Origin of the sequence: Paralimibaculum aggregatum (assembly GCF_030270585.1) — a bacterium.
In the GTDB taxonomy this organism is placed as follows: Bacteria; Pseudomonadota; Alphaproteobacteria; order Rhodobacterales; family Rhodobacteraceae; genus Thermohalobaculum; species Thermohalobaculum aggregatum.
Map to the genome: position 1 here is coordinate 1 of NZ_BSYI01000023.1, position 14,090 is coordinate 14,090.

Here is a 14,090-nt window from a genome sequence, read left to right on the forward strand (position 1 = left end):
GGGGCCCGAAGGCGACGGCTGCGCCGAGCGCTTTGCTCGGAGCATGACGGAGAAGCTCCTTCAGGGGCGATGCTTCGACACCATTGAGGAACGGCGTCAGGCCCCCGACCTACCGTCACGGTGAGTGGATCATTCAGCGCCGGGGCTGCCTGACCACGGCTCGGGTTCGGCAGGTGTGGATCGGAACCCTGCTGGCAGTCGCCGATGTCTTCCGCGCGGGCTCGGGGCCGTGGACAGGCGCAGATCGCCCTGTTTCCTGCGGGACTTCCCTGTGCCTCCGCCGCAGCCGCGCAATAGTCTCACCCTGCGCCCTGAGCGGTGTCCGGCCGGACCCATGGGAGAGCGCGACAGTCCCGCCGGTGCGACTGCCGCCAAATCCCGGCGCAAGGCGTGCATGGCGGCGGCGGGGGCAATCGCCGGCACGGTGGTGGCGCGATGCCCGGAGGGCGAGGCGGGCCGGGGCGCCATGGGGGCGGTCCGCCCGGCGCGCGGGGAGATCGGGCGACCGGAACGAAAAGGGCGGCCCGCGAGGAGCGGGCCGCAGCCGGTCCTGCGGGGCAGGGATCCCCGCAGGAGTGACCTATGCGATCATTCGGCGGCGATCTCGGCGTCGCTCGCCGGGGCCACGGCACAGGCGGAGAACTTGAACTCCGGGATCTTGCCGTAGGGGTCGAGCTGCGGGTTGGTCAGGATGTTCGCCGCCGCCTCGACATAGGCGAACGGGATGAACACCATGTCCTCGGCCACCGCCCGGTCGGCCCGCGCCGCGATCGAGATGGCGCCGCGGCGGGTGCGTACCTCGACCCGCTCGCCCGGGGCCACGCCGAGCCGGCGCAGCGTCTTCGGGTGCAGCGAGGCATGCGCCTCGGGCTCGGCCCAGTCGAGCACGCTGGCGCGCCGGGTCATCGAGCCGGTGTGCCAGTGCTCGAGCTGGCGCCCGGTGGTCAGGATCATCGGGTATTCGTGATCCGGCACCTCGGCCGGCGGCGTCACCTTGGCCGGGGTGAACTTGGCCCGGCCGCCGGGGCGCGGGAAGCCGTCGCCGAACACCACCGCCTGGCCCGGATCGTCGGGCGTGAGCGAGGGATAGGTCACCGCGCCCTCGGCCTCGAGCCGGCCCCAGGTGATGTTCTTGAGCGAGTTCATGCTCATCTTCATCTCGCCGAACACCTCGGAGGGGTGCTGGTAGCCCCAGTTCAGCCCGAGCCGCCTGGCGAGCTGCACGGTGATCCACCAGTCCTCCTTCGCCTCGCCGGGGGCCTCGAGCGCCTTGCGGCCCATCTGCACCTGGCGGTTGGTGTTGGTCACCGTGCCGGTCTTCTCCGGCCAGGCCGAGGCGGGCAGGATCACGTCGGCGAAGTTCGCGGTCTCGGTCAGGAAGATGTCCTGCACCACGAGGTGGTCGAGCTTGGCCAGCGCGTCGCGGGCATGGTCGACATCCGGGTCCGACATCGCCGGGTTCTCGCCGAGGATGTACATGCCGCGGATCTGCCCGCGATAGATCGCGTCGATCATCTCGACCGTGGTGAGCCCCGGCGTCGGGTCGATCTCGGTGCCGTCCCAGATCGAGCGGAAGAGCTCGCGCACGCTCTCGTCCTTCACCGGCTGGTAGTCCGGCAGCACCATCGGGATCAGGCCGGCATCGGAGGCACCCTGCACGTTGTTCTGCCCGCGCAGCGGGTGCAGCCCGGTGCCCGGCCGCCCGACCTGGCCGCAGAGCAGCGCGAGGCTGATCAGGCAGCGCGAGTTGTCGGTGCCGTGGATGTGCTGGGAGACGCCCATGCCCCAGAAGATCATCCCCGCCTTGGCGGTGGCGAACTTGCGGGCCACGGTGCGCAGCGTCTCGGCATCGATGCCGCAGACCTCGGCCATCTTCTCCGGCGGGAAGCCCTTGAGATGCTCGCGGAGCTGGAAGAAGCCCTCGGTGAAGCCCTCGACATAGTTGCGGTCGTAGAGCTTCTCCTCGACGATCACGTTCATGATCGCGTTGAGCATCGCGACATCGGTGCCCGGGCGGAACTGCAGCATGTGGGTCGCGTGGCGCTTCAGGCCCTGGCCGCGCGGGTCCATCACGATCAGCTCGCCGCCGCGCTTGGTGAACTGCTTGAAATAGGTCGCCGCGACGGGGTGGTTCTCGGTCGGGTTGCAGCCGATGGCGATGGCGATGTCGGCGTTCTCGATCTCGTTGAAGGTCGCGGTCACCGCGCCGGAGCCGACATTCTCCATCAGCGCCGCGACCGAGGAGGCGTGGCAGAGCCGGGTGCAGTGGTCCACGTTGTTGTGCCCGAAGCCCTGGCGGATCAGCTTCTGGAAGAGATAGGCCTCCTCGTTGGAGCATTTCGCCGAGCCGAGGCCGGAGATCGAGCGCCCGCCATAGAAGCCGCGCAGCTTGGCGAGCCCGCCGGCGGCGGCGTCGAGCGCCTCGTCCCAGGTCGCCTCGCGGAAATGCGTCTGCCAGTTGGCGGGGTCGACATTGAGCCCCTTGGCCGGCGCGCCGGGCTTGCGGATCAGCGGCTTGGTGAGCCGGTGCGGGTGCTTCACATAGTCGAAGCCGAAGCGGCCCTTGACGCAGAGCCGGTTCTCGTTGGCCGGTCCGGGGCTGCCCTCGACGGCGACGATCTTCTCCTCGCCGGCCTCGTCGCGGCCAATCTGGAACTTGAGCTGGCAGCCGACGCCGCAATAGGGGCAGACGCTGTCGACCGAGCGGTGCGCCGCCTTCGAGGTGCCCTTCTGCTCGGCATCGACGAGGGTCGCCGGCATCAGCGCGCCGGTCGGGCAGGCCTGCACGCATTCGCCGCAGGCGACGCAGGTGGAGGCGCCCATCGGGTCGTCCATGTCGAAGACGATCTTCGAATCCGCCCCGCGCAGCGCCATGCCGATGACGTCGTTCACCTGCACCTCGCGGCAGGCCCGCACGCAGAGATTGCAGTTGATGCAGGCATCGAGATTGACGCGCATGGCGAGGTGGCTGTCGTCGAGCAGCGGCACCCGCTCCGGCTGCTTGGCCGGGAAGCGCGAGGTCACGACGTCCTGCATCTCGGCCATCTCCCAGAGATGGCTGTCGCGGTCATGGGCCTCGGTGCGGGCCGGCTGGTCGGCGACCAGGAGCTCCATCACCAGCTTGCGCGATTTCTCGGCGCGCTCGGAGGCGGTGTTGACCACCATGCCGTCGCGCGGCTGGCGGATGCAGGAGGCGGCCAGCGTGCGCTCGCCGTCGATCTCCACCATGCAGGCGCGGCAGTTGCCGTCCGGCCGGTAGCCCTTGGCGTCCTTGTGGCAGAGATGCGGGATCTTCGTGCCCTGGCGCTTGGCGACCTCCCAGATCGTCTCGCCGAGATTGGCGGTGACCTCGCGCCCGTCGAGGGTGAAGGTGATGGTGGCGGGCTTGTTACCGTCGGGCATCAGGAGATCTCCTCCGGGAAGTGCTTGATCGTGAGGCGGATCGGGTTCGGCGCGGCCTGGCCGAGACCGCAGATCGAGGCATCGGCCATGACCTGGCTGAGCTCCTCGAGGAGCCCGGTATCCCACTTGTCGGCCTCCATCAGCTTCACCGCCTTCTCGCAGCCGGCGCGGCAGGGGGTGCACTGCCCGCAGCTCTCGTCCTCGAAGAAGCGGAGCATGTTGAGCGCCGCCTCGCGGGCGCTGTCCCTGTCGGAGAGCACCACCACCGCCGCCGAGCCGATGAAGGTGTCGTGCGGCTGCAGCGTGTCGAAGTCGAGCGGGATATCGGCCATGCTCGCCGGCAGCAGGCCGGAGGACGGACCGCCGGGCTGATAGGCCTTGAAGGCGTGGCCGTCGAGCATTCCCCCGCAGGCCTCGATGATGTCGGTGATCGTCGAGCCCGCCGGCAGCAGGTGCACGCCCGGGTTCTTCACCCGCCCCGAGACCGAGTAGGAACGCAGCCCCTTGCGGCCGTTCTTCTCGGTGGAGGCGAGAATCTCCGGCCCCTCGCGGCAGATCTTGGTGATCCAATAAAGCGTCTCGACATTGTGCACCAGCGTCGGCCGGTCGAAGATGCCGACCTGCGCGACATAGGGCGGCCGGTGCCGCGGCAGGCCGCGCTTGCCCTCGATCGATTCGATCATCGCACTCTCTTCGCCGCAGATATAGGCGCCGGCGCCGCGCCGCAGGTCGATGTAGCCGGGCTCGACGATGCCCGCCTCCTCGAGCGCGGCGATCTCGCGGCGCAGGATCTCCAGCACCGCCGGATACTCGTCGCGCATGTAGATGAAGCAGGTCTCCGCCTCCACCGCCCAGGCCGCGATCAGCATCCCCTCGAGGAAGAGATGCGGCGTGCGCTCGAGGTAGTAGCGGTCCTTGAAGGTGCCGGGCTCGCCCTCGTCGCCGTTCACCGCGAGATAGCGCGGCCCCGGCTCGGCCCGCACGAAGGACCATTTCCTGCCCGAGGGGAAGCCGGCGCCGCCAAGGCCGCGCAGGCCCGAGGCGAGCACCGCCTCCTGCACGCCCTCCGGGTCGCCGCCGGCGCGCAGCTCGCGCAGCCGGGTATAGCCGCCCGCGGCGGCATAGGTCTCGTAGGTCTCGTAGTCGGGGATCACCGCATGGGTGTGGCCGGCGGCGATGGCCTCGGCCACCTTCTCCGGCGTCGCGTGGTCGATATGCGCATGGCCGAGTTCGAGCACCGGCGCGGTGTCGCAGCGGCCCATGCAGGGCGCGCGCAGCACGCGAACATCCTTGGGGTCATGCCCGGCATTCAGCGCCTCGAGGAGCTGCTGTGCCCCCGCGAGCTCGCAGGAGAGGCTGTCGCAGACCCGGATGGTCAGCGCCGGCGGCGGGGTCTCGCCTTCCTTGACCACGTCGAAATGCGCGTAGAAGGTCGCCACTTCGTAGACCTCGGTCTGCGCCAGCCGCATCTCCTCGGCGAGGGCGCCGAGATGCGCCGCCGAGAGATGGCCGTGTTCGTCCTGGATCAGGTGCAGGAACTCGATCAGCAGGTCGCGGCGGCGCGGACGATCGCCCAGCAGGCGGCGGACCTCCGCAAGCGCGGCGTCCTCGAGCTGGCGACCTTTCGGCGTATGGCGGCCGCGTCCGCGACCCTCTTTCCATACGCCGGACTTGGTATCTAGCGGGCTCATTGGGCAACTCCGGTCTCTGGATGCAGCCTCCAGCTTCGCGCCTGCACCCACGGCTTGCAAATCGAAAGAGCCTATGGCGCGCGAGGCTGCGCTTATGGTGCGGTGCAGCGTGCGCATCGACCCGGGTCGCGGCCCTTGCCACGGGGCGGCCGCTGGCGCAGTCTCGCGCCCCGAATTGCCGGAGACGGCATGGGTCAGGGAGCCGCGCATGTCAGACGCACAGAAGCCGATCAACATCGTCGAGGGCCGCACACTGCAGGCCTTCGCCACGCCCATCGCGGCCTTTCTCTGGCCGGAGAGCGAGGCGCTGAACGCCGAGCTCGCCGCCGAGGCGCTGAAGCGCGAGGCCGCCGCGGGCGAGGGGGTCGCTCGGTCCAATGTCGGCGGCTGGCATTCCGACCACGACCTGCTGGCCTGGGACATCCCCGCGGTGAAGGTGCTGCACCGGCGCATCCTGCGCATGACCGCCGATCTCACCTCGGCGACGCTGCGCGGCGGCAAGGGCGCGCGCTTCGCCTTCGCGATCGAGGCCTGGGCCAATGTCGCGCGGTCCGGGCAGTATCACCTGGTGCACGACCATCCGGGCTCGCACTGGTCGGGGGTCTACTATGCCTCGGTCGGCACGCCGGATGCCTCGGAGCGCTTCAACGGCCGGCTCGAACTGCTCGACCCGCGGGTCGCCACCGGCATGGTGCCGCTGCATGCAGGCACTTTCGACGAACGCCACATGGTGACCCCGGAGCCGGGCCTGATGGTGCTGTTCCCGAGCTGGCTGCGCCACCATGTGCTGCCCTTCAAGGGCAGCGGGGAGCGGATCTCCATCGCCTTCAACGTGCGCCTGCAGCGGCCCGCGGAAGACGCCCCCGCCGCGCCGGCCGAAGGCGCCTGAGGCTCAGAGCTTCGCCCGGCGCATCGCCTCGGCGAAGCCCCTGACCGCGGGCAGCATCGGCTCGCGGTCGGAGATCACGAGCCCCATCGGCTTCTCCACCCGCGGCTCGATCAGTTCCAGCGCCACGATCTCGCCGCCGAGCGGCAGGCTCCCGGCCAGCAGCTCCGGCGCGATGGTCACCGCGGTGCCGGCGATCACCTGCAGCAGCGCCGCGGTGACGCTGTTGCTCTCCATCACCGGCTTCGGCACCGCACCGACCGCGGCGAAGGCCTCGTCGACGATCCGCCGGTTGCGCATGTTGCCGGTGAGCAGGCAGAGCGGCAGCCGCGCGGCGTCGGCCCAGCAGATCGCGCCCTTGGCGCGCGGCGCCAGCGCCGGCGGCAGCAGCAGCACGTAGCGCTCCTGGTAGAGCAGCTCCGAGCGGCAGGAGGCGGGCAGCGGCACGTCGAGATAGGTCACGGCGGCGTCGAGCGAGAAGTCCTCGAGCCCGGCGCGGATCTCCGACGAGGTGGCCGAGATGATCTCGATGGTGAGCTTGGGATGCCGGCTGCGCAGATAGCGCGGCGCCCGCGCCACCGCCGAGAGCGCCGTCGGCACCGCGCCGATCCGGATGCGCCCGGCGACCGCACCCTTGGCCTCGGCGATCTCCTGGTTCAGCCCCTCGCGGTCGAGCAGCATCCGGCGCGCCCAGGCCAGTGCGATCTCGCCCTCGCGCGTGAAGCCGAGGAAACGGTTGCCGCGCTTGACCACCGGCACGCCGAGCTCGAGCTCGATGTTGCGGATGCGCGACGAGAAGGCCGGCTGGGAGATGCCGCAATCCTCTGCCGCTCGCGCGAAATGGCCATGATGCGCCAGCGCCGCCAGCAGCTCCATGTCGCGGAAGTCGATCATGCGGCGGGATCCCGCCGTTTGCCGCCGCGGCCGGAGAACCGGCCCACCACCCGGCCGATGAAGATCGCGACATAGAGCGTGCCGAAGGCCGCCTCGAGCCCCGCCGCGACGCGCGCCACCGGGCTGAGCGGCGCGATGTCGCCATAGCCGAGCGTGGTCAGGGTGACGAGGCTGAAATAGGTGAACTCCGCCAGCGTCGGCTCCGTGTCGCCGATCGCGAAGGATCCGGGGGCCCAGAGCTCGACCCGCTGGAAGAACAGCGCCCAGGTCAGCCCCATCAGGAAATAGCAGAAGACGGCGCCGAAGAGCGCGTCGAGGCTCTCGCTCCGGGTCAGCAGCTGCACCAGCGTCACGCCTAGGGTGCCGATCAGGAGGGTGATGCTGAGCAGGAAGAGCGGGCCGAGCAGCGCCGTCTCCCCGGTCAGGTGATGCGCGAGGCGCAGCAGCCCCCAGAGCGCGATGAAGACGAGCCCGACCCGTGCCAGCCGCCGGGGGATCGTGCAGGTCCAGACCGCGCCGATGAAGATCAGCAGATGCAGCACCATGACCGCCGGCGTCGAGACCGGCCCGTTGCCGGTCGCAGCCTCGAACAGCAGGGTGGCGAGCAGCAGCACCAGCAGCAGGCTCCACTGCCAGCGCGAGACGAGATCGAGATAGGCGCGCAAGAGCCGCATCGGACCGTCCTCCGAGACCTGTCCGCCCGCAATAGCGCCGGGGGGAGGCCGGCGCAATCGCCAAGGCCCCGCGGCTGCGGAGGGTCAGGCCGCGGGCACCTGCCGGCCGGCTTCGGCCGGGAGCAGCCGGGCGCCGGGCCAGAGCCGGGCGATCCGCTCCGCCCCGTAGCGCGCCGCGGCGAAGCGGTAGACCGGGGCGAAGCGCTCCGCCACCTGCCGGCACACCGCCGGATCGAGCGGCGCGCCCTTGGCCGAGGCATTGAGCCGGCGCCCGGTATCCGGCGTGCGGAAGGGCACCCCGAGAACCCGGCAGAGCCGGGCGAGCTCGGCCTCCTCGAACAGCGTCTCGTAGAAGCCGAGGAAGATGTCCTCCGGCGGAAAGGCCGCCTCGATCGCCATCACGGTGAGGTCATAGCGGGTGCGGAACTCGGCGAGGCGCGAGCCGGCATAGCGGCGCAGCGCCTCCGCCTCGGTCAGCCGCTCCGCCGCCGCCGGATCGTCGGCCCGGCGCCGCCTCCGCGCCATCCGCACCGCCGACCAGCAGCGCTCCACCGGGTCGCGCATCAGGAACACCGCCACCGTGCGCACCCCGCGCGCGGCGAAGGCGGCGCGGGTCTCGGCCAGCACGCGCGCCGGCAGGCCGGCATAGGAGGGCGTGATGTCGCCGGTCAGGCACACGCCCGGCCGGTGCCGCGCGAGCCCCGTGAAATAGTCGTGATACTGGGCGATGTCGGCCTCGAAGGCGATCTCGCGCCAGAGCGTGGGGGTGGCGCCGAAGCGGCGCCCGCCTTCGGCGAGCATGGCGCGCGCGCGCTCGATCCGCTGGCGGTGGAAGCTCCGGCACTCCGGCAGGTGCAGCGCATCGAGGATGTGATACTCCTTGGCGAAGCCGAAATTCGCGCAGCCCATGCCGCCGAGATAGTCGTGCAGCCAGGTGGTGCCGGCCTTCTGCGCGCCGAGGCCGAGCACGAAGGTGGGGGCGGGCGCTTCCCCGCAGCGGATCGCAGCACTCTCCATCGCCATTCGGGCGCCTCCCCTGCATGTCGCGGCCAGTCTCCCCGGCGATGGCTAAGAAGGCGTTAAGGGCGCCGGTGCGAAAGCCTTGCCTGCGGGGCCGGGCCCTATAGGCTGGCGCGAGCGGCAGGGAGGCGGGCCATGGGGCTGGCGGCATCGGCGGGGGCGGAGGCGCGAGCCGGGCGGCTCGCGGCGCGCATCCTCGCGCATCGCTGGCTCTGGGTGGCGCTGGCGCTGCTGCTGGCGCTGGGCGCGGGCTGGAGCGCCTCGGGGCTCTGGCTGCAGCCGGATGCGCGGATCTTCTTCGCCGAGGACAACCCGGACCGGGTGGCGCTCGACGCCTTCGAGGGGCAGTTCGCCCGCGACGACAACGTGGTGATCATGCTGGAGCCGCCAGGCGGCGACGTGTTTGCGCCGGCGGTGCTGGCGCTGATCGGCGACATCACCGAACGCGCCTGGCAACTGCCCTTTGTCCGCCGGGTGATATCGCTCACCAACATCCCGCATATCGAGGCGGCGGGGGACGATATCCGGGTGCGCGACATGGTGCCGGACCCTGCGGCGGCCTCGCCCGAGGCGGCCGCGGCAGCGCGCGCCGCCTCGCTCGGACGGCCCGATCTCGTGGACAAGCTGGTCGATCCGGAGGGCCGCTACAGCGCCATCCACATCCTGCTGCGCGTGCCGCGGATCCGCCCGCAGGAGGAGATCCCCCAGCTGATGGCCGAGGTCGAGGCGCTGCGTGCCGCCGTCGCCGCGGAGAGCCCGGGCCTGCGCATGAGCATCTCGGGATCGGTGGCCATCGACAACGCCTTCGCCACCGCCGGCATGGCCGATGCGAAACGCCTGCTCGGGCCGATGCTGGGCGTGCTGCTGCTGGTGATCGGGCTGGCGCTGCGCTCCGTGCTCGCGGTGTTCGGCGTGGTGCTGGTGATCGTGCTGGCGGCGCTCGCCGGGCTCGGCGCGCTCGGGCTCTGGGGCCGGCCGCTCAACTCGATCACGGTGCTGGCGCCGCTCTACATCGCGACGCTCTCGGTCGGCTCGGCGGTGCACATCTTCGCCGGCGTGCGCCAGGCGATGGTCGAGAGCCCGGACCGGCGGGACTGGGCGCGGCTGGCGCTGGCGCGGCACATGGGGCCGATCACCATCGCCTGCGTCACCACCGCGGTGGGGTTCCTCACGCTCAACTTCTCGATCTCCCCGCCGTTCCGCGAGTTCGGCACCATCGTCGCGATCGGCGTGCTGGCGGCGCTGGCGCTGACGCTGACGCTGCTGCCGGCGCTGGTCACGCTGCTGCCGCTTCGCCGCCATGCCGAGCCGGCCACCGCGCGGGCGCTGATGGAGCCGCTGGCCGAGCGGGTGATCCGCGGCCGGCGCTGGCTGTTCCCGGGTCTGGCCGGGCTGGCGCTGCTGGCCGCCACCGGGATCTCGCAGATCCGCTTCGAGGACGATTTCCTGCGCTATTTCGACGAGAGCTTCCAGATCCGCCGCGACATCGACCATATCGAGGACCGGCTGGTCGGGCTCAACATGCTCGAATACCCGCTCGAGAGCGGCCGGGCAGGGGGGATCAACGACCCCGCCTTCCTCGCCCAGGCGGCGGGCTTCGTCGACTGGCTGCGCGCGCAGCCCGAGGTGCGCGGCGTGCGCAGCGTCACCGACACGCTGAAGCGGCTCAACATGCATCTGCATGGCGACGACCCGGCCCTCCACCGGCTGCCGGAGGATGCCGAGGCGACGGCGCAGGCGCTGTTCCTCTACGAGCTCTCCCTCGGCTACGGCATGGATCTCTCGGACCAGATCAACGTCTCGCGCTCGGCGATCCGCGTCACCGCCTCGCTGCCGGAGATCACCACCGCCGGGATCCGCGATCTCGAGGACCGCGCCGCGCGCTGGCTGGCGGCGAATGCCCCCGGCATCGAAACCCGGCCGACCGGGGTCTCCCACGTCTTCATGCTGATATCGCAGCGCGACGCCCGCGAGATGCTGCTCGGCACCGGGCTGGCGATCCTGCTGATCTCCGGGATCATCGGGCTGGCCTTCCGCAACCTGCGGATCGGGGTGCTCAGCCTCGTGCCCAACCTGGTGCCGGCGCTCGTCGCCTTCGGGATCTGGGGCTATGCCACGGGGGCGGTGACGCTGGCGGTCTCGGTGGTGGCGGCCTCGACGCTCGGCATCGTGGTTGACGACACGGTGCATTTCCTCGCCGCCTATGCGCGCGGGCGGCGGCGCGGGCTGGCGCCGGAGGATGCGGTGCGCGGCGCCTTCCGCGCGGTCGGCATGGCGCTCGCGGTCACCACGGCGGGGCTGGCGGCGGGCTTCGCCGTGCTGGCGCAGTCGGGCTTCGCGGTGAACGGCGACATGGCGCTGCTCTCGGGCCTCACCATCACCGTGGCGCTGCTGGCCGATTTCCTGATGCTGCCCGGCCTGCTGATCTGGCTCGACCGGCGCCGCGAGGCCCGCCACGCCCGCGTCGCCTGAGGCGCCCCGTGGCCCGCTCGCGCCGTGGAGGCGCGGCAACGCGGCGACCGCCTCGGGGACGCCGGCGCTCAGCCCGCTGCCGCGAGCCCGCCCCAGAGCCGGGCGATCCGGCCGATGCCCTCGGGAATCCGCTCCGCCGGGATCGAGGAGAAGCCGAGCCGCAGATGCCGCGCCCCCGCCGCCTCGCGCGCGAAGAAGGCGCCGCCCGGCTCCACCAGCACCCCCTCGGCGAGCGCGCGCTCGGCAAAGCCGGCGCTGTCGAACCCGGCCGGCCCGGTCAGCCAGAAGGCCGAGCCGCCGAAGCCCGGCGCCTGCGCCCAGCCCGGCAGATGCGTCTCCAGCGCCTCCTGCATCGCCAGCCAGCGCCCGCGATAGACGCGGTGGATGCGCCGCACCAGCACCTCGTAGTGCCCATTGGTCATGAACAGCGCCGCCGCGCGCTGGTTGTTGCCCGGCGGGTGGCGCAGCATCAGCCGGCGCAGGTCGCGCAGCCGTGTCACCAGCGCCCGTTCTGCCACGATGAAGCCGAGCCGCAGCCCCGGCATCACCGATTTCGAGAACGAGCCGACATAGACCACCCGCCCCTCGCGATCGAGTGATTTCAGCGCCGGCAGCGGCGAGCCCATGTAGTTGGTCTCGAACTCGTAATCGTCCTCGACGATCACCGCGTCGCGCTCTGCCGCCGCGGCCAGCAGCGCCTGGCGCCGCTCGAGGCTCATGGTCACCGTGCTGGGATAGTGATGCGAGGGGGTGACGAAGATCAGGCTCGCCGGGTCGAGCCGCTCGTCCACCACCAGCCCCTCGTCGTCGACCGGCACGGCGCGCAGATCCACCCCCCGGCAGCGCAGCATGTTGCGCAGGTCGGGGTAGCCGGGGTCCTCCATCGCCGCGGCGGTGCCGCGCTCGGAGAGGTACTCCGCCACGAGATAGAGCGCGTTCTGCGCGCCCAGCGTCACCAGCACCTGGTCCGGCCCCGCCTGGATGCCGCGGCGCGGCAGGATGCGGCGCACGATCTCGTCGAGCAGCAGCGGGTCGTCATGGGCATACTGGTCCACCGTCCAGGCATCGAGCCAGCGCTTGCCCATGGCCTGGCGCATGCTGTCGCGCCACTCGGCGATCGGGAAGACGGTGTGATCGACCTGCCCGTAGATGAAAGGGAAGCGGTAGCGCGACCAGTCGGTCGGCCGCCGCAGGAAGCGCAGGTCCTCCATCTGCATCCGGGTGCGCGCCGCCCAGTCGATGGCGCCGGTGGCGGGGGTGTCGCTGCCGGGCGCCTGCGGCACCGTGTTCAGCCCCTCGATGGCGGCGGGATCGACATAGAAGCCCGAGCGCTCGCGCGCCTGCAGGAAACCCTCCGAGACCAGCGCCTGGTAGGCCAGCGTCACGGTGTTGCGCGAGACCCCGAGCCGGTGTGCCATGGCCCGCGTCGAGGGCACCGGCTCGGCCGGGCGCAACTGCCCCGCGCCGATCGCCGAGACCAGGATCTCGCGGATCTGCGCCTGCAGCGTGGCGGGCAGGCTGCGGTCGAGATGATAGAGGGCGTCGCGCATTTGGCCTCAGACGGGCTCCGAAACTGGATCTATAGAAGATCCAGCCTATGGCAGTAGGCTCGCGACAATCAAGCCAGCAAAGGAACCCGGTCCATGCACGACCTCGATGTGGGCGGTGCCACCCGCGCCAATTCGCTCGAAGAGCACTGGATGCCGTTCACCGGCAACCGTGACTTCAAGATCAACCCCCGCCTCGTCGTCAAGGGCGAGGGCATGTACTACACCGATCACAAGGGCGGCCGGGTGATCGACGGCTCCTCGGCGCTGTTCTGCTCGCCCGCCGGTCACGCCCGCCCCGAGATCGCCGATGCGGTGTCGGCGCAGCTGCGCGAGAACAGCTACACCCCGCCGTTCCAGCTCGGCCATCCCGGCAGCTTCGAGCTGGCGCGCCGGGTCGCCGGGCTGCTGCCGGAGCCGCTCAACCACGTGTTCTTCGTCAACTCGGGCTCGGAGTCGATCGACACCGCGCTGAAGATCGCCATGGCCTATCACCGCGCCAACGGGCAGGCGCAGCGGCTGCGCTTCGTCTCGCGCGAGCGTGCCTATCACGGCGTGAACATCGGCGGCGTCTCGCTGGCCGGCATGGTGAAGAACCGCGAGACCTTCCCGGTGACCATGCCCAATGTCGTCACCATGCGGCACACCTTCACCGGCAAGGAGCTGTTCTGCGACGGCCAGCCCCAGCAGGACGGCGTCGAGCTCGCCAACGATCTCGAGCGGCACTGCCAGACCTATGGCGGCAGCACCATCGCGGCGGTCTTCGTCGAGCCGGTGGCCGGCTCCACCGGCACCCTGGTGCCGCCGGTCGGCTATCTCGAGCGGATCCGCGAGATCTGCGACGCGCATGGCATCCTGCTGGTGTTCGACGAGGTGATCACCGGCTTCGGCCGCCTCGGCGCGCCCTTCGCCAGCCAGCTCTTCGGCGTGACGCCGGATATCTGCACCATGGCCAAGGCGCTGACCAACGGCTCGATCCCGATGGGCGCCGTGGCGGTGCGCGACGAGATCTACGAGACCGTCACCGATGCGAGCCCGGAGAACGCCATCGAGTTCTTCCACGGCTACACCTATTCGGCGCATCCGGCGGCCTGCGCGGCGGGCAATGCGGCGCTGGAGATCTACCGCTCCGAGGCGCTGTTCGACCGCGCCGCCGAGCTCGCGCCCTATTTCAAGGACGCGATGATGAGCCTGCGCGACCACGACCTGGTCACCGACATCCGCACCATCGGCATGATGTCCGGCCTCGAGGTGGCGCATGACGGCGTGCCCGGCCGCCGCGGGCAGGAGATGCAGAAGACGCTCTTCTGGAACGGCTGCCACGTGAAGTTCACCGGCGACACCGCGATCGTCGCGCCGGCCTTCGTCGCCGAGCGGGCGCATATCGACGAGATCGTCGACAAGATCCGCAAGACGCTGGATCAGGCGAAGGGCTGAGGGGCAGGGCCCGAGGCCCGGATGCCACCGAAAGCCCACCGATGAGCCACCGGAACGGCCCCCGCGC

The 14,090-nt window shown here is 70.8% G+C and carries 9 protein-coding genes; 3 read left to right on the forward strand and 6 right to left on the reverse strand.

Features of this window, described 5'->3' with window-relative positions; genetic code table 11:
* Positions 1-588: 588 nt before the first annotated feature.
* Together fdhF and QSJ97_RS14430 are read right to left on the reverse strand one after the other, a co-directional pair.
* Positions 589-3,402: a formate dehydrogenase subunit alpha gene (gene fdhF, locus QSJ97_RS14425; RefSeq protein ID WP_285672483.1), complete on the reverse strand. Its 2,814-nt coding sequence runs from the start codon at positions 3,400-3,402 to the stop codon at positions 589-591.
* The gene (locus QSJ97_RS14430) at positions 3,402-5,093 is read right to left on the reverse strand and encodes an NAD(P)H-dependent oxidoreductase subunit E (protein WP_285672484.1); all 1,692 of its coding nucleotides are present in this window, start codon (positions 5,091-5,093) and stop codon (positions 3,402-3,404) included. Before QSJ97_RS14430 ends, fdhF begins: the two co-directional genes overlap by 1 nt.
* Before the next feature lie 208 nt (positions 5,094-5,301).
* Between QSJ97_RS14430 and QSJ97_RS14435 the strand changes: the two genes are divergently transcribed.
* A complete protein-coding gene (locus tag QSJ97_RS14435; protein WP_285672485.1) occupies positions 5,302-5,982 on the forward strand; it encodes a 2OG-Fe(II) oxygenase family protein in 681 nt (226 codons plus the stop codon).
* A gap of 3 nt (positions 5,983-5,985) precedes the next feature.
* On the opposite strand, the gene QSJ97_RS14440 is transcribed toward QSJ97_RS14435, so the two are convergent.
* The 3 genes from QSJ97_RS14440 to QSJ97_RS14450 form a co-directional block, all read right to left on the reverse strand.
* Positions 5,986-6,873 (reverse strand): LysR family transcriptional regulator, encoded by an 888-nt coding sequence (locus QSJ97_RS14440; RefSeq protein ID WP_285672486.1) that lies wholly within the window; start codon positions 6,871-6,873, stop codon positions 5,986-5,988.
* Positions 6,870-7,547, reverse strand: a complete 678-nt coding sequence (locus tag QSJ97_RS14445; RefSeq protein WP_285672487.1) for a potassium channel family protein — start codon at positions 7,545-7,547, stop codon at positions 6,870-6,872. The genes QSJ97_RS14440 and QSJ97_RS14445 overlap by 4 nt, the downstream gene beginning before the upstream one ends.
* An 84-nt stretch (positions 7,548-7,631) precedes the next feature.
* The gene (locus QSJ97_RS14450; RefSeq protein ID WP_285672488.1) at positions 7,632-8,570 is read right to left on the reverse strand and encodes a sulfotransferase; all 939 of its coding nucleotides are present in this window, start codon (positions 8,568-8,570) and stop codon (positions 7,632-7,634) included.
* A gap of 132 nt (positions 8,571-8,702) precedes the next feature.
* Here QSJ97_RS14450 and QSJ97_RS14455 point away from each other — a divergent pair, with 132 nt between their 5' ends.
* The gene (locus tag QSJ97_RS14455) at positions 8,703-11,039 is read left to right on the forward strand and encodes an efflux RND transporter permease subunit (protein WP_285672489.1); all 2,337 of its coding nucleotides are present in this window, start codon (positions 8,703-8,705) and stop codon (positions 11,037-11,039) included.
* A gap of 68 nt (positions 11,040-11,107) precedes the next feature.
* Here QSJ97_RS14455 and pdxR read toward each other — a convergent pair whose 3' ends face one another.
* Positions 11,108-12,589 (reverse strand): MocR-like pyridoxine biosynthesis transcription factor PdxR, encoded by a 1,482-nt coding sequence (pdxR, locus tag QSJ97_RS14460; protein WP_285672490.1) that lies wholly within the window; start codon positions 12,587-12,589, stop codon positions 11,108-11,110.
* 93 nt (positions 12,590-12,682) lie between these two features.
* Between pdxR and aptA the strand changes: the two genes are divergently transcribed.
* Positions 12,683-14,023 carry an omega-aminotransferase AptA gene (aptA, locus tag QSJ97_RS14465; protein ID WP_285672491.1) on the forward strand — a complete coding sequence of 447 codons (1,341 nt, stop codon included), beginning with the start codon at positions 12,683-12,685 and terminating at the stop codon, positions 14,021-14,023.
* Positions 14,024-14,090 lie beyond the last annotated feature (67 nt).